The organism is Frigidibacter sp. MR17.14, assembly GCF_037095735.1.
Classification (GTDB): domain Bacteria; phylum Pseudomonadota; class Alphaproteobacteria; order Rhodobacterales; family Rhodobacteraceae; genus Frigidibacter.
Genome location: NZ_JBAWKD010000007.1, coordinates 68,694 through 91,091, shown reverse-complemented (window position 1 = coordinate 91,091; position 22,398 = coordinate 68,694). Strand labels below are relative to the sequence as shown.

The 22,398-nt window shown below is 69.4% G+C and carries 19 protein-coding genes; 2 read left to right on the top strand and 17 right to left on the bottom strand.

Going from position 1 to position 22,398, the window contains the following annotated elements; translation table 11 throughout:
- Nucleotides 1-88 precede the first annotated feature (88 nt).
- A complete protein-coding gene (locus tag V8J36_RS16755) occupies nt 89-1,396 on the top strand; it encodes a CitMHS family transporter (RefSeq protein ID WP_336468467.1) in 1,308 nt (435 codons plus the stop codon).
- A gap of 95 nt (nt 1,397-1,491) precedes the next feature.
- Here the strand turns inward: V8J36_RS16755 and V8J36_RS16750 are convergent, their stop codons facing one another.
- The 7 genes from V8J36_RS16750 to V8J36_RS16720 all read right to left on the bottom strand — a co-directional run bounded on the left by V8J36_RS16750 (nt 1,492) and on the right by V8J36_RS16720 (nt 10,997).
- Nucleotides 1,492-3,123: an ABC transporter ATP-binding protein gene (locus tag V8J36_RS16750; RefSeq protein WP_336468466.1), complete on the bottom strand. Its 1,632-nt coding sequence runs from the start codon at nt 3,121-3,123 to the stop codon at nt 1,492-1,494.
- Entirely contained in the window at nt 3,120-3,935 is an 816-nt protein-coding gene (locus V8J36_RS16745) for an ABC transporter permease (RefSeq protein WP_336468465.1), read from the bottom strand. The genes V8J36_RS16750 and V8J36_RS16745 overlap by 4 nt, the downstream gene beginning before the upstream one ends.
- Entirely contained in the window at nt 3,932-4,888 is a 957-nt protein-coding gene (locus V8J36_RS16740) for an ABC transporter permease (RefSeq protein ID WP_336468535.1), read from the bottom strand. The genes V8J36_RS16745 and V8J36_RS16740 overlap by 4 nt, the downstream gene beginning before the upstream one ends.
- A 16-nt stretch (nt 4,889-4,904) precedes the next feature.
- Nucleotides 4,905-6,494 carry an ABC transporter substrate-binding protein gene (locus V8J36_RS16735; RefSeq protein WP_336468464.1) on the bottom strand — a complete coding sequence of 530 codons (1,590 nt, stop codon included), beginning with the start codon at nt 6,492-6,494 and terminating at the stop codon, nt 4,905-4,907.
- A gap of 108 nt (nt 6,495-6,602) precedes the next feature.
- On the bottom strand, nt 6,603-8,600 hold the full coding sequence (locus V8J36_RS16730) for a CocE/NonD family hydrolase (RefSeq protein WP_336468463.1): 1,998 nt from the start codon (nt 8,598-8,600) through the stop codon (nt 6,603-6,605).
- A 10-nt stretch (nt 8,601-8,610) separates the two neighbouring features.
- Nucleotides 8,611-10,077 (bottom strand): carnitine 3-dehydrogenase, encoded by a 1,467-nt coding sequence (locus tag V8J36_RS16725; RefSeq protein WP_336468462.1) that lies wholly within the window; start codon nt 10,075-10,077, stop codon nt 8,611-8,613.
- Nucleotides 10,074-10,997 carry a 3-keto-5-aminohexanoate cleavage protein gene (locus V8J36_RS16720; protein WP_336468461.1) on the bottom strand — a complete coding sequence of 308 codons (924 nt, stop codon included), beginning with the start codon at nt 10,995-10,997 and terminating at the stop codon, nt 10,074-10,076. Before V8J36_RS16720 ends, V8J36_RS16725 begins: the two co-directional genes overlap by 4 nt.
- A 70-nt stretch (nt 10,998-11,067) precedes the next feature.
- Between V8J36_RS16720 and V8J36_RS16715 the strand changes: the two genes are divergently transcribed.
- On the top strand, nt 11,068-12,075 hold the full coding sequence (locus V8J36_RS16715) for a GlxA family transcriptional regulator (protein WP_336468460.1): 1,008 nt from the start codon (nt 11,068-11,070) through the stop codon (nt 12,073-12,075).
- On the opposite strand, the gene V8J36_RS16710 is transcribed toward V8J36_RS16715, so the two are convergent.
- The 10 genes from V8J36_RS16710 to V8J36_RS16665 all read right to left on the bottom strand — a co-directional run bounded on the left by V8J36_RS16710 (nt 12,072) and on the right by V8J36_RS16665 (nt 22,228).
- The gene (locus tag V8J36_RS16710; protein ID WP_336468459.1) at nt 12,072-12,866 is read right to left on the bottom strand and encodes an HpcH/HpaI aldolase/citrate lyase family protein; all 795 of its coding nucleotides are present in this window, start codon (nt 12,864-12,866) and stop codon (nt 12,072-12,074) included. The two genes, V8J36_RS16715 and V8J36_RS16710, sit on opposite strands and share 4 nt — an antisense overlap.
- A 59-nt stretch (nt 12,867-12,925) precedes the next feature.
- Nucleotides 12,926-14,131, bottom strand: a complete 1,206-nt coding sequence (locus V8J36_RS16705) for an MFS transporter (protein ID WP_336468458.1) — start codon at nt 14,129-14,131, stop codon at nt 12,926-12,928.
- 4 nt (nt 14,132-14,135) lie between these two features.
- Nucleotides 14,136-14,918 (bottom strand): GntR family transcriptional regulator, encoded by a 783-nt coding sequence (locus V8J36_RS16700; RefSeq protein WP_336468457.1) that lies wholly within the window; start codon nt 14,916-14,918, stop codon nt 14,136-14,138.
- Between the two features lie 6 nt (nt 14,919-14,924).
- The gene (locus V8J36_RS16695) at nt 14,925-16,106 is read right to left on the bottom strand and encodes a CaiB/BaiF CoA transferase family protein (RefSeq protein WP_336468456.1); all 1,182 of its coding nucleotides are present in this window, start codon (nt 16,104-16,106) and stop codon (nt 14,925-14,927) included.
- Nucleotides 16,103-17,263, bottom strand: a complete 1,161-nt coding sequence (locus V8J36_RS16690; protein WP_336468455.1) for an acyl-CoA dehydrogenase family protein — start codon at nt 17,261-17,263, stop codon at nt 16,103-16,105. Before V8J36_RS16690 ends, V8J36_RS16695 begins: the two co-directional genes overlap by 4 nt.
- A 14-nt stretch (nt 17,264-17,277) precedes the next feature.
- A complete protein-coding gene (locus tag V8J36_RS16685; RefSeq protein WP_336468454.1) occupies nt 17,278-18,699 on the bottom strand; it encodes an MmgE/PrpD family protein in 1,422 nt (473 codons plus the stop codon).
- A gap of 12 nt (nt 18,700-18,711) precedes the next feature.
- Complete coding sequence (locus V8J36_RS16680) at nt 18,712-19,983, bottom strand: TRAP transporter large permease (RefSeq protein WP_336468453.1); 1,272 nt, start codon at nt 19,981-19,983, stop codon at nt 18,712-18,714.
- Nucleotides 19,980-20,585 carry a TRAP transporter small permease gene (locus tag V8J36_RS16675; RefSeq protein ID WP_336468452.1) on the bottom strand — a complete coding sequence of 202 codons (606 nt, stop codon included), beginning with the start codon at nt 20,583-20,585 and terminating at the stop codon, nt 19,980-19,982. The genes V8J36_RS16680 and V8J36_RS16675 overlap by 4 nt, the downstream gene beginning before the upstream one ends.
- A gap of 25 nt (nt 20,586-20,610) precedes the next feature.
- A complete protein-coding gene (dctP, locus tag V8J36_RS16670) occupies nt 20,611-21,615 on the bottom strand; it encodes a TRAP transporter substrate-binding protein DctP (RefSeq protein WP_336468451.1) in 1,005 nt (334 codons plus the stop codon).
- A 106-nt stretch (nt 21,616-21,721) separates the two neighbouring features.
- Entirely contained in the window at nt 21,722-22,228 is a 507-nt protein-coding gene (locus tag V8J36_RS16665; protein WP_336468450.1) for a MaoC family dehydratase, read from the bottom strand.
- Nucleotides 22,229-22,398 lie beyond the last annotated feature (170 nt).

Genomic DNA, 22,398 nt, shown 5'->3' with positions numbered 1-22,398 from the left:
CGCGCCGGGCGCCCGGCCCGGACCCCAGAACATCCCGAGAAAGACCCAAGACAGCGCCGGTCCCGCCGGCGCCCGAGGAGGAAGTCACGTGCTCACGTTCCTAGCCTATGCCATGATCCTGACCTTCATGGCCGCCATCATGACCGGACGCCTGTCGGCGCTGATCGGCCTGATCCTTGTGCCCATCGTCTTCGCGCTGCTTGCGGGCTTCGGCCCCGAGATCCCGACGCTGGTCATGGACGGGATGCGCAAGATCGCCCCCACCGCGGTGCTGCTGCTGTTCGCGATCCTGTATTTCGCGATGATGATCGACGTGGGCCTGTTCGACCCGCTGGTCCGGCTGGTGGTGCGCAGCTGCCATGGCGATCCGCTGCGGGTGGTCGTGGGCACCTGCGCGCTGTCGATGGCGATCTCGCTCGACGGGGACGGCTCGACCACCTACCTGCTGGTCGTCACCGCGATGATGCCGCTGCACCAGCGGCTGGGGATCAACCCGCTGATCCTGCCGGCGGTGACGGTGATCCCGAACGCGATCATCAACGTCGCGCCCTGGGGCGGGCCGACGGCGCGGGTGATGTCCTCGCTGCACACCGATGTCGGCAACACCTTCGTGCCGCTGCTGCCGGCGATGGCGATCGCCTGCCTGGCGGCGCTGCTGATCGCGGCCTGGCTGGGACTGGGCGAGCGGCGGCGGCTGGGCACGCTGTCGGCCGAGGGCTTCGGGGCGGCGGATCTTGCGCGGCAGGTCGAGGACTCGACCCGCGGCATCGTCAGCCGGCCGCGCTGGCTGCAGGCGTTCAACATCGTGCTGACGCTGGCGATGATGGTGCTGCTGGTGCTGGACGTGATGCCGCTGGCGCTGGTGTTCATGGTCGGCTTCGCGATCGCGATGCTGGTGAACTTTCCCAATGTCGAGGCGCAGCGCGAGCGCATCGCCGCCCATGCCGGCTCGGTTCTGGCCGTCGTTTCGGTGGTGTTCGGGGCCGGGGCCTTCACCGGGATCATGATGGGCACCGGGATGACCGACGCGCTGGCGCAGAGCGTGGTGGCGCTGATCCCCGCGCAGGCGGGCAGCTACATCCCGCTGATCACCGCGCTGCTGTCGGCGCCCTTCACCTTCTTCCTGTCGAACGACGCCTTCTACTTCGGGGTGGTGCCGGTGCTGGCGCAGGCGGCGGCGGCCTATGGCATCGCGCCCGAGGTGATCGCCCGCGCCTCGCTGGTCGGGCAGCCGGTGCACATGCTGAGCCCGCTGGTCCCGGCGGCCTATGTGCTGGTCGGACTGGCGAAGGTCGAGTTCGGCGCGCATCTGCGCTTCACGCTGAAATGGTCGGTGCTCGTGGCGCTGGTGATGCTGGCGGCGGCGGTGGCCACCGCCCCGGTGCCGCTGGGCTGAGCGCGACGGGGGAGGGGGCGCTGCCCCCTCTTGCCCCGTTCCGGGGCAATTCACCCCCGGGATACTTGCGCCGATGCGAAGGCCTTGAGGGCGCGCTATTCGCCGCCGGCGGCCATGCGGCGGCCCTGCACGACCTGTTCGAGCCAGCCCTGCCGCATCTCGGGAACCGAGGCGAGCAGCAGGTCCGTGTAGGCGTCGAAGGGCGGCGCCAGCACCTCGGCCTTGGGGCCGGAGCGCACGACCTTGCCGCGGTGCATCACCATGATCCGGTCGGCGATGGCGCGCACCGTCGCGATGTCGTGGGTGATGAAGAGATAGGCCACGCCCTCGTCGCGCTGCAGGTCCATCAGCAGCTTCAGGATCCCGTCTGCCACCAGCGGGTCGAGGGCCGAGGTGACCTCGTCGCAGATGATCAGCCTTGGCTTCGCGGCCAGCGCGCGGGCGATGCAGACCCGCTGCTTCTGGCCGCCCGACAGTTCCGCCGGGTAGCGGTCGGCGAATTTCGGGCCAAGCTCGATCTCTTCCAGCAGGGCGGTGACGCGGGCCTGCTTCTCGGCGCCCTTCAGGCCGAAGTAGAATTCGAGCGGGCGGCCGATGATCGTGGCCACGGTCTGGCGTGGGTTCATGGCCGTGTCGGCCATCTGGTAGATCATCTGCAGCTCGCGCAGGTCGTCGCGCGAGCGGCCCGCCATCGCCGGCGACAGGGTACGGCCCGCGAAGGTGATCGTGCCGTCGCCGGGCGGCAGCAGGCCGGTGATCACCCGGGCGAGGGTCGATTTGCCAGAGCCGCTTTCGCCCACCACCGCAAGGGTCTGGCCCTGCGGCAGCACCGCCGAGACATCCGAGAGCACCTGCGGGCCCGAGCGGCCGTAGCGCGCCGAGATGCCGGCGATGGTCAGCACCGGCTCGGCCGCCTGCGGCTTTTCGGGATGCTCGATCTGGCGGACCGAGACGAGATCGCGGGTGTAGCCTTCGCGGGGCGCGGTGATGATCTGGCCGGTGTCGCCCAGCTCGACCATCTTCCCGTGGCGCAGCACCATGATCTCGTCCGCGATCTGGGCGACCACGGCGAGGTCGTGGGTGATGTAGAGCGCGGCCACGCCCTCGTCGCGGATCGCGGCCTTGATCGCGGCCAGCACGTCGATCTGGGTGGTGACGTCGAGCGCGGTGGTGGGTTCGTCGAAGATCACCAGTTCCGGCTTCGGGCAGAGCGCCATCGCCGTCATCACCCGCTGCAGTTGCCCGCCCGAGACCTGATGCGGGAAGCGCTCGCCGATCGTCTCGGGCGCGGGCAGCGAGAGCTTGCGGAACAGTTCGACCGCGCGGGCGCGGGCCTGCGGTTTCGGGACGCCGGCGGCGAGCGTCGTCTCGATCACCTGGTCGATCAGCTTCTTCGCCGGGTTGAACGAGGCGGCGGCGGATTGCGCGACATAGGTGACGGTCTTGCCGCGCAGCTTTCGCAGCGCGCCGGGGGCAAGGGTCAGGATGTCCTGTCCGTTCAGCACAACGCGGCCGCCGGTGATCCGCACCCCGCCGCGACCATAGGCCAGCGTCGAGAGGCCGATGGTCGACTTGCCGGCGCCGCTTTCGCCGATCAGGCCCATGACGCGGCCCTTGGGAAGCTTCAGCGAGACGCCCTCGACCAGCGTGACCTCGCGCGGGGGCTCGCCCGGCGGATAGGAGGTCGCCTCGATCTTCAGGTCGCGGATTTCGAGAAGGTCGGTCATCCGCGGCCCCCCTTGAGGCTGGTGGTGCGATTGAGGATCCAGTCGGCCACGAGGTTGACCGAGATCGCCAGCGTCGCGATGGCGACGGCCGGGATCAGCGCGGCGGGCACGCCATAGACGATGCCGTCCTTGTTCTCCTTCACGATGCCGCCCCAGTCGGCGAGCGGCGGCTGCACGCCGAGGCCGAGGAACGACAGGGTCGAGATGAAGAGCACCATGAAGATGAAGCGCAGGCCCGCCTCGGCCACCAGCGGCGACAGGGCATTGGGCAGGATCTCGCGGAAGATGACCCAGCCGAGGCCCTCGCCGCGCAGGCGGGCGGCCTCGACATAGTCCATCACCGCGATGTCGACGGCGACGGCGCGGGCGAGGCGGAAGACGCGGGTCGACTCGATCAGCCCCATGACCGCGATCAGCACCGGCAGGGTGACCGGCATCACCGAGAGGATCACGAGCGCGAGGATCAGCGCCGGGATCGACATGAACAGATCGACGAGCCGCGACAGCACCTGATCGACCCAGCCGCCCGACACCGCGGCGATGAAGCCCAGCAGCGCGCCGGTGGTGAAGGCCACCAGCGTCGCCGCGGTGGCGACGAAGATCGTGACCTGCCCGCCGTAGATCATCCGGGACAGGAGATCGCGGCCGATGGAGTCGGTGCCAAGCCAGTGGGTGGCCGACATCGGCTCCCACACGCCGCCGGCGATCTCGGCCATGCCGTAGGGGGCGATCAGCGAGGCGAAGACGGCGGCCAGGAAATAGGCCGCGGTGAGGATGAGGCCGATCAGGGCCGACAGGGGGATGCGGCTCATCTGGGGTGCCTCAGGCGCGGGTTGGCAAGGATGGCGACGAGGTCCGCCAGCATGTTCAGCCCGATGTAGACGGCGGCGAACACCAGACCGCAGGCCTGCACCACCGGCACGTCACGCTTGGCGACATGGTCGACGAGGTATTGGCCCATGCCGGGATAGACGAAGACCACCTCGACCACCACGACGCCGACCACGAGATAGGCCATGTTCAGCATGATGACGTTGACGACCGGCGCCACCGCGTTCGGCAGCGCGTGGCGGGCGATGATGGTGAAGGGGCGCAGGCCCTTCAGCTCGGCCGTTTCCACATAGGCCGACTGCATCACGTTCAGGATCGCGGCGCGGGTCATGCGCATCATGTGGCCAAGGACCACGAGCACGAGGACCATCACCGGCAGGCCGATCGCGTGCAGCTTTTCGAAGAAGCCCATGGAATCGTAGACGGTCGAGACCGAGGGGAAGACCCGGTACTGGACCGCGAAAAAGAACATCGCGAGATAGCCGAGCAGGAATTCGGGGACCGAGACGGTCGAGAGGGTGACGGCCGAGATCACGCGGTCGGGCCAGCGGCCGCGGTAGCGCACCGAGACGAGCCCGAGGATCAGCGCCAGCGGCACCGCGATCACCGCGGCGGCCCCGGCAAGGAACAGCGTGTTGCCGAGCCGCTGCGACATGGCGGTGGCGATGTCCTGACCGTTGGTCAGCGCCTTGCCGAGATCGCCGTGCAGCACGCCGCCCGCCCAGGCGAGGTAGCGGGTCATCGCCGGCTGGTCGAGGCCGAGCTGGGCGCGCAGGTTGGCCAGCGCCTGCGGCGTCGCGGACTGGCCGAGGATGGATTGTGCCACGTCGCCGGGCAGGATCTGGGTGCCGGCGAAGATCAGGATCGAGGCGGCGAACAGGAGGACGAGGCCCAGCGCGATGCGCTGGGCCAGCAGTCTGGCGACGGGATGGATGCTCAAGGGCCGGACCTCAGGCGAACCAGCACTTGTGCGGCGCGTAGCCGTTCATGAAGTCCTGGTTCGGATCGTCGAGCCAGCCCATCAGGTCCTTCGAGTTGGCCGAGATGAAGTCGTTGAACATCGGCAGGATCAGGCCGCCGTCGTCGCGCACCAGCATCGCCATGCGGCCATACATCTCTTTGCGCTTGGCCTCATCCAGCTCGCCGCGGGCCTTCATCAGCAGGTCGTCGAACTCGGCGTTCTTGAAGCGGGTGTCGTTCCAGTCGGCGGTGGACAGGTAGGCCGTCGAATACATCTGGTCCTGCACCGGGCGCCCGCCCCAGTACGAGGCGCTGAACGGCTTCACGTTCCAGACGTCCGACCAGTAGCCGTCGCCGGGCTCGCGCTGGATCTGCAGCGGGATGCCGGCGGCCTGGGCCGACTGCTGGAAGAGCGCGGCGGCGTCCATCGCGCCGGCGAAGGCCACGTCCGAGCAGGACATCAGGATCGGCGAGCCGTCGTGGCCCGATTTCTTGTAAAGCGCCGCGGCCTGTTCGGGATCGTATTCGCGCTGCGGGATCGAGGCGTCGAACAGCGGGTAGGCGGCGTTGATCGGGAAGTCGTTGCCGACCGAGCCGTAGCCCATCAGGATCTTGTCGACCATTTCCTGCCGGTTGACCGCCAGCTTCAGCGCCATGCGCAGATCCGGGTTGTCGAAGGGCGCGGTGTCGCAATGCATGATGAAGACGTAGTGCCCGCGGCCCGAGACGTTGGTCACGGTCAGGTTCGGGGCGCGGCTCATCAGGCCCGCGACCTTCGGGTCGATGCGGTTGATCAGGTGCACCTGGCCCGATTGCAGCGCCGAGGAACGGGCGGTGTTGTCGTTGATCACCAGGATCTCGACCGAGTCGAAATGGCCCAGCTTGTCATCCCAGTAGCCGTCGAACTTCTCGAAGACCGCGCGGACGCCGGGCTCGTGCGAGGCGACCTTGTAGGCGCCGGTGCCGACGCCGGCGGCGGGCGCATCGACGCCGCCCTTCGGCTGGATCAGCAGGTGGTAGTCGGCCATCAGGTAGGGCAGGTCGGCGTTCGGCGCCTCGAGCTCGATCACCACGTTGTCGCCGTCGACCTTCATCGACGAGATGCCCTTCATCAGCCCCAGCGCGCCCGATTGCGACTTCTCGTCGGAATGGCGCTTCAGGGTCGCGACCACGTCGTCGGGCGTCAGCTTCGAGCCGTCGTGGAAGGTCACGCCCTTGCGGATCGCGAAGCTCCAGGTCTTGGCGTCGGGGGTCGAGGACACGTCGGTGGCCAGCCGCATGTCGAGCGCGCCCTCGGGCGTCAGTTCGACGAGCGGCTCGCCGAACATGCGCAGCAGCTGGAAGGTGACCTGGTTCGCCGCCAGCGCCGGGTCGAGGCTGTCGGTCGAGCCGCCGCCCTGCATCCCGATCTTCAGCGTGCCGCCCTTCTTCGGGGTGCCCTGCGCGCGCGCGCCCTGGGCCAGCAGGCCGTTGGCGGCGGTGGCGGTCAGCCCCAGTGCGGTGGCGCGGCCGATGAAGGCGCGGCGGTTCATCCGGCCGGCGATGGTGCGCGCCAGCATCCAGTCGAGTTCGTTGGACATGCGGTGGTCTCCCTGGGTCACGGTCGCGGCGTCGTGGCAGCGACTCTTGATTGATGCGTCAATTAATCGTGATTTCACGCCTTGCGGCAATGTTTTCCTGCGGGGTGGTCAAAGATGGTCGCGCGGGACCGTCTCGGTCACGTCGCGGGCGTAGATCAGGCGGTCGTTCTCCCAGGCCTCGATCCGGCCCGAGAGGTGGAAGGTGGTCGCATCCGAGTGCAGCGCGGTGAAGGCCTCGGTGCGCAGGGACGTGCCGTCGCGCTCGATTTCCTGCGTCCAGTGGGTGCGGCCGCGGGCCGACAGCGGGTCGTCGGGGTGGATGTCCCACCATTCGCGCAAGGTGGAACCCGCGATCAGCCCGTGGTTCGGGTCGCGCGCCTTGCCGAAATCGTCCTCGATGATCAGCGAAACCACGCCCGTGCGCTGGTCGATCTCTGTCCGGCGGGTGTGTGCCTCGGGGCGGATCTCCTGCAGCGCCAGCGGCGGCGCGGCCTCGGGCGGCGGGAAGGTCAGCTCGTCGCCGTCGCCCGAGGGTCGGATGGGCAGCGCCAGCGCGCCGCCGGTCAGGGTGACGCGGGCAGGTTCGGGCGAGGGCCAGATCATCGGCCAGTAGCTGGTCGAGACCGAGACCCGCAGCCGGTGGCCTTCGGGCAGGCGATAGGCGATGTGGTCGAGGGGGATCGTCACCTCGATCTCTTCGCCGGGGGTCAGCGCCTCTGGGTGCTCGCGCGAGTTGCGCTGGCAGAGGTTCAGTAGCCCCCAGGTGATCCGCGTCGCGGCGCCGTCGGGCAGCAGGTGGTTCAGCCGCACCGCCAGATGCGCGACCGGCGTGTCAGAGCGCAGGCGCAGGGTCACCGACGGGGCGCCGACGATGTCGGTCTGCGCCAGCGCCGCGCTGTCGAAGGTGACCGACAGCGCGTCGTCGCGACGCTGGTCGCCCGGCATCTCTGGCCCGAGGAAGATCGCGCAGTACTCGCCCGCGTCCATGCCGCAATGCTCGGGGCTCGCCACCAGTGCCGCGAAGGGCGCGGGCGCGGCGCCCAGCGTGCCGTGGCCTTGCGGGGTCTGACCCAGGGGCAGGCTCTGTTCCGTGACATTCGGGCCGGGCCAGGCGGGCTCGGCGATCCAGCGGCCGGGGCGGTGGGTGTACCAGGTCGAGGGCGCGGCGCCGTCCAGCAGGTACATCGCATAGGCCGGTCGGCCGGGGTCGGGCAGGCCCTTCAGATGCGTGTCCCAGAAGCCCTTCGCCTCTTGCAGGAAGCCGATGCGCGGTTCTGGATAGGCGAAATGCGGATATTTGTGCATCCAGGGGCCGTTGATGCCGCGGACGGGCCCCTCGATGTTCTCGACCAGCTGCGGCACCGCGTTCTTGTAGCTGTCGCCCCAGCCGCCGACCGCCATCACCGCGGCCTTGATCGCGGAATAATCCTCGCAGACCGAGCCGTGCTTCCAGTAGCCGTCGCGGGTCTGGTGCGCGAACCAGGTCTTCGCCAGGAACGGCTCGCTTTCCAGCCGGTCGAGCCAGACCGCGCGCCAGTCGTCGCGGATCGCCGGGTCGGGCGCGCGCGACGAGAAGGACCACATCGTCGCCGCCCAGCCGAGGTTCTCGGTGAGCATGCAGCCGCCCTTGTAGTGGATGTCGTCGGCGTAGCGGTCGGTGGTCGAGCACAGCGTGACGATGGCCTTCAGCGGTTCGGGCGCCAGCGCCGCGACCTGCAGCGCATTGAACCCGCCCCAGCTGATCCCCATCATGCCCACCGCGCCGTTCGACCAGGGCTGCGCGGCGATCCAGTCGATGACCTCGACCGCGTCGGACTGTTCGAGCGCGGTGTATTCGTCGGCCATCAGCCCGTCGCTGTCGCCATTGCCGCGCATGTCGACGCGCAGGCAGGCATAGCCGTGGCCGGCGAACCACGGATGGGTCAGCTGGTCGCGCACCGCCGTCCCGTCACGGCGGCGGTAGGGCAGGTATTCGAGGATCGCCGGCACCTGTCCCGCGCCTTCGGGCATCCACAGACGGGCCGCGAGCCGGGTCCCGTCCTTGAGCGGGATCCAGAGATGCGGCGTCTCGGTGACCTCGTGCGGCAGGTCGGTGGCGATCTTCATGGGCAGGCCTTCATGCAGGGATGGGCTTTCGCTGGCCGACATGACGCCCGGCGTGTTCGGGGCGGGGCAGGTCAGCATGGGCGGCGGCGATCGGCGAGAGCGTCGCGAGGACCTGCGGATCGGCGGGGCAGGTGCGGCCCTCGGCCATGGCGACATGCAGCAGCATCTGCTCGATCGTCGCCACCTCGACCCCGTCGCGGTCGCGGGTCAGGCTGATCCAGACATGCAGGCGCTTGTCGTCCGCGGCCAGCACCTGCACGGATCCGCTCAGCCCCTCGCCCGCCTTCGCCTCGTCGAGATGACGGATGTGGCTTTCGGCCGTGTAGTAGCTCTTGCCCGCCGCGACATAGTCGAGCCCGGCGCCGATCTTGGCGAGGAAGGCGTCGATGGTCTGCGAGCCCGCGAAGAGATAGCGGCTTTCCGTCATGTGGCCGTTGTAGTCGATCCAGCTGGGAAGCACCACCATCCGGGCGGTAACCATCGGATTTTGCTGGACTGGCGCCGCAGGCGCCGCCGCCGCGAGCCGCCGGTCATGGTCGTTGAAGACCCGGCCCGCCCCCCAGTCGCGGTCCTTCAGCGCGCGCAGGAAGGCCACGAGATTGCCGTCGCGGATCCGTTCCAGTTCCCGGATCGAGTGGTGGCCGGACTGCGCGTCGGACTGGCCGGCGATCAGGTCCACCAGCGCATCGTCGAAGGGTGGCACGTCCATCAGCTTGGTCCAGGGCCAGGCCAGCGCCGGGCCGAACTGGGCCATGAAATGCTTCATCCCGGGCTCGCCTCCGGCGATGCGATAGGTCTCGAACAGGCCCATCTGCGCCCAGCGCAGGCCGAAGGACATGCGGATGACCTCGTCGATCTCCTCGGTCGTGGCGATGCCGTCATGCACCAGCCACAGCGCCTCGCGCCACAGCGCCTCGAGCAGGCGGTCGCCGATATGGGCGTCGATCTCCTTCCGGATGTGCAGCGGGAACATCCCGATGCCGCGCAGCGTCTCTTGCACCTGCGCGATGAAGTCGGGGGAGGAGGCGGGCGAGGGCACGATCTCGGCCAGCGGCAGCAGGTAGACCGGATTGAAGGGGTGGGCCACGAAGATCGTGGCCGGGTTCAGCGCGCCCTGCTGCAGCTCCGACGGCTTGAACCCCGAGGTCGACGAGCCGATCGGTGCCGTGGGGTTGGCTTTCTGGATCTCTGCCAGCACCCGGTGCTTGAGGTCGAGCCGCTCGGAAACGGACTCCTGAATGTAGTCGGCGCCGGTCACCGCCTCGGCCAGCGTGGCGGGGAAGGTCAGCCGACCCTCGGCCGGCAGTCCGGTGTCCGACAGCAGCGGCAGGGCGGCACGGGCGTTCGACAGCACGGCGGCGATCTTGCGTTCGGCTTCCGGGTCGGGGTCGAAGACCGCCACGTCCCAGCCGTTCAGCAGGAAGCGCGCGGCCCAGCCGCCGCCGATGACGCCGCCGCCGACGATCGCGGCCTTCATGCCGCCACCCGCACGGGCGCGCGTTTCGTCAGGCCAAGCTTCGCGCGCACCTCGTCGGGGCCGATGACGCGGCTGCCGAGGTTCTCGATGATCGTCACCGCCCGTTCCACCAGCTGCGCATTGGTGGCGAGCTGGCCCTTGCCCAGCCAGAGGTTGTCCTCGAGCCCGACGCGGACGTTGCCGCCGGCCAGCACCGAGGCCGCGACGAAGGGCATCTGGTGGCGCCCGAGCGAGAAGGCCGACCAGGTCCAGTCGGCGGGCACGTTGTTCACCATCGCGAGGAAGGTGTTCAGATCGTCGGGTGCGCCCCACGGCACGCCCATGCACAGCTGCACCAGTGCCGGGCCGGCCAGCGTGCCCTCTTCCACGAGCTGCTTGGCGAACCACAGGTGGCCGGTGTCGAAGGCCTCGATCTCGGGCTTCACGCCCAGCTTCGTCATCATCCCGCCCATCGCCCGCAACATGCCGGGGGTGTTGGTCATGACGTAATCGGCCTCGGCGAAGTTCATCGTGCCGCAGTCGAGCGTGCAGATCTCTGGCAGGCAGTCGGCGATGTGGCGCATCCGGTCGGTGGCGCCGCCCATGTCGGTGCCCTGCGCCTTCAGCGGCAGAGGGCTTTCCACGTCGCCGAAGACCATGTCGCCGCCCATGCCAGCGGTCAGGTTCAGCACCACGTCGGTGTCGCTGTCGCGGATGCGCTCGGTGACTTCGCGGTACAGCGCCGGATCGCGCGACGGCGCGCCGGTCTCGGGGTCGCGGACGTGGCAATGGACGATCGCGGCCCCGGCCTTGGCGGCGGCGATGGCGCTTTCGGCGATCTGCGCCGGCGAGCGCGGCACATGCGGGCTGCGGTCCTGCGTCCCGCCCGAGCCGGTGACGGCGCAGGTGATGAAGGTTTCGCGATTCGGGGACAGCGGCATCGGACACTCCTTTGTTGGGGCCGAAGCTAAACCTCTTGCATGGCGGTGTTTGACCGATCACGCTGCGAATATGACCGATAGCGCCACCCGTCGCCCGATTTCTGCTGCCTCCGTCTTCGCCCCGGCCTCGGGCCCGCTCGAGATCGCGGTGCTGGTGCTGCCGCAGGCCTCGCTGCTGACGCTGGGCTCGGTGATCGATCCCCTGCGCGCGGCGAACCGGCATCTGGGCGCGCGGGCGTTCCGCTGGCGGATCGTGTCGGGCGATGGCGGGCCGGTGGCGCTGACCTGCGGGATCGACCTGCCGGCCGAGGTGGCGTTGGCCGATCTGGCGCCGCCCGACCTGCTGCTGGTGCTGGCGGGCTATGGCGCGAAGGAGATGGCGACGGGCGCGCTGGTGCGCAGCCTGCGCCGCGCCGCGAAGGGGGTGGGGATGCTGGGCGCGATCGACAGCGGCGGCTGGCTTCTGGCGGCGGCGGGCCTGCTCGACGGGGCGCGGGTCACCACGCATTGGGAGGATCTCGAGGATTTCGCGGCGGCCCATCCGGGAGTCGAGGTGGTGCCCGACCGCCATGTCGTCGCCGGCCGGCGGCTGAGCGCGGGCGGCGCGGGGCCGGCGCAGGACCTGATGCTGGAACTGATCGCGGCGCGCTATGGCGTGGCGCTGGCGATGCAGGTGGCGGGGACCTTCATCACCTCGCGCCGGGCCGGGGCGGAAAGCCAGCTGACCGCGATTGCCGCGGGCCGGCCCGAGGGCGGCGATCCCCGCGTCACCGCCGCGATCGCGCGGATGGAGACGCGGCTCGACGCGCCCGAAAGCGCCGGCGAGACGGCGGCGGCGGTGGGCCTGTCGCTGCGGCGTCTGCAGAGCCTGTTCCGCGATCAGGTCGGTGTCGGCCCCGCCGAATACGGGGCCGAGCTGCGCCTGCAGGCGGCGCGGCGGATGGTGACCGACAGCCGCCACCCGATGTCCGAGATCGCGCTGCGCTGCGGCTTCGGCTCGCTCTCGGCCTTCAGCCGGGCGTTCCGCAGCCGTTTCGGGCTGCCGCCGGGGCGGCTCAGGCGGCAGCCGCGCGGCTAGGCGCGCGCAAGCACCCGGCGCGCCTGTTCGACCACTGGGCGGTCGATCAGCTTGCCGTCGAGCCGGATCGCCCCGGCCGTCGTCGCCTCGGCCGCGGCGACGATGGCGCGGGCGCGGGTCACCTCGGCCTCTGCCGGGGCGAAGGCGGCGTGGACGCCGGCGACCTGCTTGGGATGGATGCAGAGCTTGCCCGCGAAGCCGAGCGCCTTGGCGCGCTTCGTGTCGGCCTCGAGCTGGCCCGGATCGTCGAGCGCGACCGTCACCCCGTCGACCGGCGGCGCGATCCGTGCCACGGCCGAGGCGAGGACGAGGTGCGAGCGGGCATACAGCAGCGCCTCGCCCTCGGCCTCGATCCCGGCGTCGAGCTGGAAGTCGACCGAGCCGAAGGCCAGCTGCACGACGCCCGGCGCGGCCGCGATCTCGCGCGCGTTGAAGAGGCCGAGCGCGCTTTCGATCACCGGCACGATCGGCAGGCCCGCTGGCAGGGCGGCGGCAAGGCGGGCGAGCGCGGCCGGGTCCTCGGCCTTGGGGACCAGCGCATGGGTGACGCCGGGGGTGGACAGCAGGGCGACGTCCTCGTCATGCCACTCGGTCCCTTCCGGGTTGATGCGCACCGCGGCGCGGCCACCCGCCACGAGCCAGCCGCGGATCGCCTCGCGCGCGGCGGGCTTGGCCTCGGGCAGGACCGCGTCCTCGAGATCGAGGACTGTCACGTCGGGACCGGCGGCGACGGCCTTGTCGAAGCGCTCGGGCCGGTCGCCGGGGACGAAGAGATAGGTGCGATGGGTCATGGCAGGGCCCCCTCCCCGGGGCCGGGTGGTTCAGGTGGTCGGGGGATGGCGGCGCAGGGTCAGGCCGGCTGGGCCCGCGCTCCGCCGCGCGGGCGGGTGGCGATCAGGAAGGCGCCGATGGCGGCCAGCAGGGCGCCGGTCGCCAGATACGCGGTTCCGTAGCTGCCGGAATGGCGGACGATGGCGGCGAAGGCCGGCGGGCCGACGACGACGCCGGAATAGGTCAGGAACAGGCTGGCGCCGGTCATCGAGCCTGCCTGTCCGGCGGGGGCGAGGCGCGCGACCTCGGCCAGGAAGACGCCGTTCCAGCCGATGGCAGAGGCGCCGAACACCAGCGCGATGGCGGCGAAGACCGGCACTGGCCAGCCGGGCGCGGCCATGGCGAAGGTGATGCCGGCCCCGCCCATCGCGATGCCCAGCAGCCCCAGCAGCAGCCGCGGCGCGACGAAGCGGTCGGCCATCCAGCCCCACAGCAGTCGCCCCGAGACGCCCGCGATCTGCGCGATGGCCAGAAGCGAGCCGGCGGCGGCCAGCGTCAGGTGCTGCACCTCGGTCAGGTAGAGGACGAGGAAGGTGGTCAGACACAGCTGCATCGCCCCGAAGAAGAACGAGCAGAGCCCGATGTCGCGCATCGCGGGGGTGCGCATCAGCCGGCCCAGCGGTTCCAGCGCGCGGCGCGGGTTCAGGGCGCGCGCGCGGTCGCGGTCGTCGTCGAACAGCGCGCGGATCGACTGGGTCAGCACCGCCATCCCGAGGCAGAGCGCGGCGAGGATCAGGCAGGTCTGCTGCCAGCCAAGGCCGTGGATCAGCGCCGGGACCATCAGCCCGGCCAGCATGCCGCCCAGCGGCACCCCGGTTTGCTTCAGCGAGAAGGTCAGCCCCATCCGGTGCGGCGGTGTGGTGCGCACGAGGATATGCGAGCTGGCGGGCGTCACCGGTCCGTAGCCGAGCCCGATCAGCACCGCGGCGGCGAGGATCATCGCGGGCTGGCCGGTCGCCGCGGCGGCAAGGCCCGCGGCGCAGAGCAGAAGCGAGACCTGGCTCATCCGGATCGGACCGTAGCGATTCACGAGATCGCCTGAACACAGGCTGGACAGGCAGGCCGCGGCATAGACCACGCCGACGAAGATCCCGACCGAGCCGGCGGCGAGGCCGGTCGTCGCCGCGGCGTCGGGGGCCATCACCGGCGCGGCCAGCGAGGTGAGCGAGACCAGCGCCTGGACGGCGATGGTGACGACGAGGGGAAGGACGGAGTCTTGGCGCATGGTCTCAGGGTTTCGGGGTCAGCGAGGGCGGGCCCTGCGTTTCGCGGTGCAGGACCATCGAATGGCTGAAGCGGTCGCCGGGGTGCAGGTTGACGGCCAGCTCGAACAGCTCGCCCGCCGCGGTCAGGTAGCGCCGCTCGACCCGCAGGCCGGCGGCGCCCGGGTCCGCGCCGAAGGCCTCGGCGGCGCGGGCGTCGAGCAGGACGGCGCTGACCTGCTGGTGCACCTCGCTTGCGACGATGCCATGCGCTTCCTCGATCATCGCGTAGATCGGCGTCGTGGGCTCGGTCACGCCCTCGACCACCTTGCGGTAGGGCCAGGCGATATAGACCTCCGCCAGCGCGATCGGGCGGTCTTCGCCGGCCACGTGACGCTCGCCCTGCACCCGCAGCCAGGCCTGGCCCGGGCGGCAGCCCAGCAGGTCGGCCAGTGCCTCGTCGGCGATGACCTCGCGCGCGTCGCGGATCACCAGGTTCACCTCGCGCACGTATTGGAAGAGATCGCCGATGCCCTCGCTGGCATGGACATAGCGCGAGGCGGCCTTGGGCGCCTGCACCCGCGTGCCCACCCCCGCCTGCCGGCTGACCATCCCGAGGTCGGCCAGACGCCGGATCGCCTCGCGCACCGTGTGGCGGCTGACGCCGAAGCGGGCGCAGAGGTCGAACTCGGTCGGCAGGAGCCCCCCCACCGGATAGGCGCCCGCGGCGATCTCGTCCATCAGGTGCTGGGCGAGCGCCATGTAGCGCGGGTGGCCTGCAGAGGCCGGAAGGGCGGGGGGCTGGGTCATCGCGGCTCAGGGCACCTTGCGCAGAAGCTCGGGCCGCGCCGGTTGCATCAGCGGCCCGAGGATGTCGTCGTTGTCGGCCCCCAGCCGGGGGCCCGGGCGTTTCGGCAGCTCTTCGCCCGGACAGCGGACCGGACAGGCGAGCGTGCGGATCGTGCCGCGGACCGGGTGCGGCACCTCGGCGATCATGCCCTGCTGCTGGACATACGCGCTATCGAGCGCCTGCGCGACATCATAGACCGGCGCTGCGGGCACCTGGCCTGCGAAACGTCTCATCCATTCGTCGGTGGTGGCGGTCGACAGCGCCGCGTCCATCTCCTGCGTGAGCAGGTCGCGGTTCGCGAGCCGGGCCTTGAAGCTTGCGAAGCGCGGGTCGGTCGCCCAGTCGGGCCGGTCGATGGCGCGGGCGAGCACGGGCCAGAACTTCTCCTTGTTGCACATGATGAAGATCCAGCCGTCGGCGGTGCGGTACATCTGGCTGGGGGTCAGCGAGGGATGCGCGCCGCGCGGGGCGCGGTCGGTGGTGATCCCGTCGTTCATGTACCAGGTGCCGAGGTAGTTCACATTGTGCAGCGCCACGTCGAACAGGCTGGTGTCGATGTCGCGGCCCTGCCCGGTGGCGCGGGCCGAGACCAGCGCCGCCAGCAGCGCCATCGCCGCCGTGGTTCCGGTCATCATGTCGATGATCGAGATCCCGAAGCGCGCGGGCGGCCCGCCCGGCTCGCCCGTCACCGCGCAATAGCCGGCCTCGGCCTGCATCAGGTAGTCGTAGCCCGGCCAGGCCTTGCGCGGCCCGGTGCGGCCATAGGCCGACAGATGGCAGCAGACGATCTTCGGATTGACGTGCTTCAGGCTTGCGTAATCGATGCCCAGCCGTTCCGGCAGGTCGCCGCGCAGGTTGTCGAAGACCGCGTCGGCGGTTGCGACCAGCGCCTCGAACACCGCGCGGCCCTCGGGGCTTTTCAGGTCGATGGTGACGCTTTTCTTGTTGCGGTTGAACGACTGGAAGAAGTGGCTGTCACCGGGTTCGAAGAAATAGGGACCGACATGGCGCCCGACCTCGCCGCCCTCGGCCGGGTTCTCGACCTTGATCACCTCGGCGCCCAGATCGGCGAGGTGCTGGGTGCCGAAGGGGCCGGCCCCGTATTGCTCGACCGCGACGATGCGGACGCCTTCGAGGGGCAGGCTCATGCCGGGTTCCTTTCGACAAGCTGGCGGGCGATGATGATGCGCTGCATCTCGTTTGTGCCCTCGCCGATCGTCAGCAGCGGCGCGTCGCGGTAGAGCCGCTCGACGTTGTATTCCTTGGAATAGCCGTAGCCGCCGTGGATGCGCAGCGCGTCGGTCGCGTTCTTCAGCGCGGCTTCGGTCGCGAAGTATTTCGCCATGCCCGCTTCCATGTCGCAGCGCTTGCCCTCGTCGAAGGCCTTGGCGGCGCTGTCGACCAGCAGCCGCGCGGCCTCGACCCGCGTCGCCATCTCGCCCAGCATCAGCTGGATCGCCTGATGCTCGCAGATCGGCTTGCCGAAGGTTTTCCGGATCTGCGCGTACTTGACGCTTTCTTCCATCGCGGCGCGGGCGACGCCGACGCCGCGCGCGGCGACGTTGATCCGGCCCAGTTCCAGACCCGAAAGGATCTGCTTCAGGCCCTGGCCCTCCTGCCCGCCGATCAGCCGCGAATAGGGAACGCGGTAGTCGGTGAACAGCAGTTCGCAGGTGTCGATGCCGCGGTAGCCGAGCTTCTGGAGCTTGCGCACCACCTCGAAGCCCGGGCCCTTCTCGGCGATCAGCAGGCTCATCCCCTTGTGGCGCGGCTGCGCCTCGGGGTCGGTCTTCACCAGCAGCGCGATGCAGTTGCCGTAGAGCGAGTTGGTGATCCAGGTCTTGGCGCCGTTCACCACGTAGTCGTCGCCGTCGCGTTTCGCCGTGGTGCGGATCGCCTGCAGGTCGGTGCCGGCGTCGGGTTCGGTCAGGCCGATGCCGCCGCGCAGTTCGCCGGTGGCGAAGCGGGGCAGGAATTCGGCCTTCTGGCCCTGCGTCCCCGCGCGCTGCACGGCCGAGGCCATGATCAGGTGCGAGTTGATGATCCCCGACAGCGACATCCAGGTCTTCGAGATCCGCTCGATGATCCGGGCATAGGTCGCGGTCGACAGGCCGAGCCCGCCGTATTCCTCGGCGATGATGCAGCCGAAGAGGCCCATCTCCTTCATCTTCTCGACGATCTCTTCGGGATAGATGTCGTCATTTTCCAGCTTGCGGACATGCGGCTCGACCTCGGTCTTCAGGAACCGGTCGATCATGTCGAGCATCATGTCTTCTTGCTCGAAGGCGTCCTGTTGGTCTTTCATTCTCTCTCTCCCTGTCAGCGGCCGGCGAGCACGGCGGCAAGGCCGCGCGCCGAGATCCCGTCATCAAGGCCCAGCACGGCCTCTTCGACCCGCGCCACGCCCGAGGGGGCCAGCGCCATCGCGGCGTTCTCGCGGAACTTGGCGGTGATGTCGGCGCCGCTCAGCGGCCGGTCCGAGGCGCCGCGGTTCATGTGCTCGCGGTGGGTCAGTTCACGGCCGTCCTTCAGCCGCACGATGACCTCGCCCGAGTAGTATTTCGGGAAGGCCGAGTTCGGATCGACCTCGTAGGCGACCTTGCGCGCCACGCTCAGCGTCTCGGCGTCGTTCAGCGCCTCGGGCTCCAGCTCGGCCAGACCGAAGCGACCCTTCACGAGGCCCGAGGCCACGGCGAAGGGGATCGAGAACTGCGCGTCGTAGCTGTTCTGCGGCTTCTGCTTGTGACGCACCGGTTCGCAGACGGTCTTCACCACCTCGGCCGGGATCAGCGCGCGGATGCTGTCGATCTGGTCGGGGCGGATGCCGTGGGTCTCGCGCAGCGTCACCGCCGCATCGGCGCAGGCATGGGTGAAGTGGCAGGCGGGCAGCGGCTTGATCGCGACCGCATTCACCTCCCAGACCTCGCCCAGCCCCTCGGTCGCGATCGCAAGATCGCAGTTCTCCGCCAGCGGGCCGAGGTGGCTGGCGTAAAGGCCGAAGCGCCCCTCGTAGGTTTCCTTGGGGCCGATGAAGCCTGCGCGGGCAAGCGCGGCGGCGGTAATGCCGGCGACCCCGGCCCAGCCGGGATGCATCCGCTTCGTCCAGGCGCCGTCCTGCAGGAATTCGAGGCTGCCAGAGGCCATCGACAGCGCGATGCCCTGCGCATGGGCAAGCTGCTTGGCGGTCAGTCCGCGCAGCTGGCCCGCGATCAGCGCCGAGGAGAAGGCGCCGATCAGCCCGGTCGGGTGGAAGCCGGTCTGGTGGAAGCCGCCCTTGGCGACCGAGCCGAGCCGCGTCGCGACCTCCATCCCGCCGACATAGGCGGTCAGCAGGTCGCGGCCCGAGCGGTCGCCTTCGGCCGCCATGCCCATCGCGGTGGGGAAGCAGCTGGCGGTGGCATGGATCACGCCGCGGGTGTGGGTGTCGTCGTAATCGAGCCCGTGAACGAGGAAGCCGTTCATCATCACCGCGTCGCGCAGCGGCAGGCGGGTGCCGTAGCCGATCACGTCATGGCTGCCCTCGCCGAAGCCCGCAAGCGCGGCATGGGTGCGGTGCGAGAAGTCGTATTGGGTCGAGGCCAGCGCGATGCCGACGGCATCGAGGATCAGGTAGCGTGCCCGTTCGCGGGCGGCCGCCGGGATCTCGCGCTCCGGCAGGGTCTCGGTGAAGGTGGCCAGCCGCTCGGCGATGGTGCCGCGGGTGGCGACCTCGGGGTCGGGGATCTGGGTCAGTTCGTTCATCTGGTCTCCTCCCTAGTGGACCAGTGCCAGCGAGATCGCCGGGACATAGGTGATGAGCGCAAGCCCGGTGAGCCGGACGGCGTAGAAGGGCATGACCCCGCGGGCGACCTCGTGAACCGGGATCCGGGCGATGCCCGACATCACGAAGAGGTTCAGGCCGATCGGGGGCGTGAGGGTCGCGATCTCGACATTGGCGACCATGATCACCGCGAAGTGGATCGGGTCGATGCCCAGCGCGGTGGCGGCGGGGAACAGCAGGGGCGCGGTCAGCACGATCAGCGCGATCCCGTCCAGGAACATGCCCAGCACCAGCAAGAGCAGGTTCACGATCAGCAGGAACATCCAGGGGCTCATGTCGGCGGCATGCAGCGCGCCGATCAGGGCCTGCGACACGCCCATCCGCGCCAGCACGAAGCCGATCAAACTGCCGCCCATGACCACCGCGAAGATCATCGTGGTCTGCAGCAGCGAGTCCTTGGCGGTTTCCCACATGTCGCCCAGGCTGACGCTGCGATAGACCAGCAGGCACAGCAGCGCGGCATAGGCGGCGGCGAAGGCCGAGGTCTCGGTCGGCGTGAGGAAGCCCGAATAGATCGAGCCCATGACCAGCACCGGCATCAGCAGCGCGGGAACGGCGCGGGGCAGGTTGGTGCCGAAGCGTTTCCAGTCGGGGCGGGCGATCTTCTCGCCGTAGCCGTTGCGGCGCGACATGATGCCCACGCCGATCATCAGCAGGCAGGCCTCCATGATTCCGGGCACGATGCCGGCCAGGAACAGCTTGTCGATCGGGACGCCGACGATCGAGCCGATCAGGATAAAGCCGAGCGAGGGCGGAATCATCAGCCCCAGCGTGCCGCCGACGGCAACGAGGGCGGCGGCGAAGCGGGCGGGATATTTCTCGCGCTTCAGCCCGTCGACGGTCGAGCCGCCGATGGCCGCGGCCGAGCCGACGGACGAACCCGAAACGGCGGCGAAGAATACCGAGGTGATCAGCACCGTCTGCGCGAGCCCGCCGCGGATCGCGCGGACCAGCGAGCCGACGAGGTCGATCATCAGGTCGGCGATGCGACCCTTCATCATCAGGTTGCCGGCAAGGATGAACATCGGCACCGCCATCAGCGCGTAGCTGTTGACCGACTTGAAGGCGGTCTGGGCGATGACGGTGGTCGGCACGCCGCCGGCCATCAGCAGCAGCACCGCGGTCACGAGGCCGAGCGCGATCGCGACATGGCTGCCGATCGCGAGGAAGGCCAGCGCCACCGGCAGGGCGAGAACGACGGTCATGGCGTTTCCTTTGCGACGACGGCGCCGGAGGGATGCTCGGCCAGCGGCGGCAGGGCGCCGGCGCCCGGCTGTGCGGCGAAGGGTTCCTCGCCCGCCCAGGCGCGCAGCAGGCAGCCGAGGTAGTAAAGCCCGAGCAGCGCCGAGCCGATCGGCATCGCCAGGAACAGCGCCCACATCGGCAGGTCGAGGGTCGATTCCGTCATCATCCCCATCGTGTAGTAGCGGGTGATCTGCGGGATCGAGGCGGCGAAGAGGATGACCGCGAAGGCGATGCCGGCAAGGCTTGCCAGAACGTGGCAGACCCGCTTCAGCGCCTCGGGCAGCATGTCCACCAGCATCTCGGTGCGGATGTGGAAGCCGCCGCGGCCGGCCGCGCCCAGCGTCAGGAAGAAGGCCCAGATCATCAGGTAGCGGACGGATTCCTCGGCCCAGAAGTAGCTGTGGTCGAGAAAGCCGCGGCTGAAGGCCTCGACCAGCATGATCGCGGTCGCGGCGATGGCGAGCAGGGTCGAGAAGCCCAGCAGCCAGCGATGCTCGAACCGGGTCCAGAGGCTGCCGCGCCGGCGTTCGGCGGGGCGCGCCTCGCGCGGCGACGGGGTCACCCCCGCCGCCTGCGCCCGGACGGGATCAGCCGCCGACGCCACAGGTCTTCTCCAGCTCGGCGACCTTGGCGACGATCTCCTTGTGCTCGCCGTTGAACGAGGCGGCGCTTTCATCGGCCAGCGCCTTCCAGCGGGCGATCTCGGCTTCGTCGGCGATGTGGAACTTGGCGCCCTGTTCTTCCATCTTCTTGATCAGCTTCTCGTCCGCGGCCTTGGCCTCGACCCATTCCTTGGCCGAGATCTCGGTGATCGAGGACTGGATCGCCTCTTGCTGATCGGCGGGCAGGCCGTCGAACCACATCCCGTCGACCACGACCGCATAGGTCGAAAGCGAGAAGCCCGGGACATACCAGCCGTACTTGCCGGTCATGCCGATCATCTCGGCCCAGCCGGCGGGCGACGAGAAGACGCCGTCGATCGCGCCCTGCGACATCGCCGTCGACATTTCCGATGCCGACATCGACACCGGCGAGACGCCGAGGCGGTTCATCGTGTCGAGGAAGACCTTGCCGCCGGTGACGCGCACCTTGGTGCCCTTCAGATCCTCCATCTTCGTGATTTCCTTGTCACGGAAGATGAAGAACAGGTCGGCGGTGCGCAGCATGCCCAGCACCTTCAGCCCGCGCGGCTTCAGCTGGTCCGAAATCACGCCGGTCAGCCCTTCCGAGAAGCAGCTGTCGGTCATCATCTTGTCGCTGAGCGCGAAGGGCAGGTTGATCACGCCGGTGTCGGGCACGATCGACTCGATGCGGACAGAGACCGGCCAGACCATCTGCACCGCGCCGGTGCCGAGCGCCGCGAGCGCGTCCTGCTCGTTGTAGAGCTGGCCGGCGGGGAAGACCTTCACGTCGATCTCGCCGCCGGTCTTCTCCTTCACCATCTCGGCGAATTCGTTCTGGTAGGTGGTCTTCCAGTGGGTCGCGGCCACCTCGCTGGGCAGCACCAGCTCTTCGGCGAGCACGGGGCCCGCGGCAAGCGCGCCTGCGGTGACAAGCGCGGTCAGGCCCGCGCCACGGAACGACTTGATCATGCTTTCCTCCCTGGTGTCCCCTGTCGTCCCGCCGCGCCGGGGACGGTCGCGCGGCTGATGGCGGCCGGCGGCGGGCTCCTCTCCCGCCGCGGACCGGGGCCGGGGCTCAGTAGCCCGCGGCCTCGTCGATGTTGCCTTCGCGCTTCTGGATCAGCGCCGAGCGGTCGAAGCTCATGAACACGGTGCCGTCGGCCTTCTTGCCCAGCGTGCGCACCTTCACGATGCCGGCGCCGGGGCGCGACTTCGACTCGCGTTTGTCGAGAACCTCGGATTCCGCATAGATCGTGTCGCCGGGGAACACCGGCGCGGTCAGCTTGATGCTTTCCCAGCCGAGGTTCGCGATCGCCTTGCCGCTGACGTCGGGGACGGTCATGCCCAGCACGATGGCGACGGTCAGGCCGCTGTTCACCAGCGGCTTGCCGAATTCCGACTTCTCGGCATAGGCCGCGTCGCAATGCATCGGGTGCAGGTTCATCGTCATCAGCGAGAAGTTGATGTTGTCGCTGTCGGTGATCGTCCGACCCGGGCGATGCTCGTAGACATCCCCCACCTCGAAATCCTCGTAATAGCGCCCGATCTCGCCCCGGTAGCGCTGTTCGCCGATCTTCTTCACGGCTTCTCCTCCGTCGTGTCCGGCGATGTCGTCGCGACGAGCTCCTCTCTCGCGCAACATTGTCCGGTTGTCCGGACAAATAAGGGCCCCAGAACGGCGCTCAGGTCAAGCGGCGAAACCCGCCTTGCGGCAGGTTTCTTGCAAGTCACTGATTTTGAATGACGGTTGAG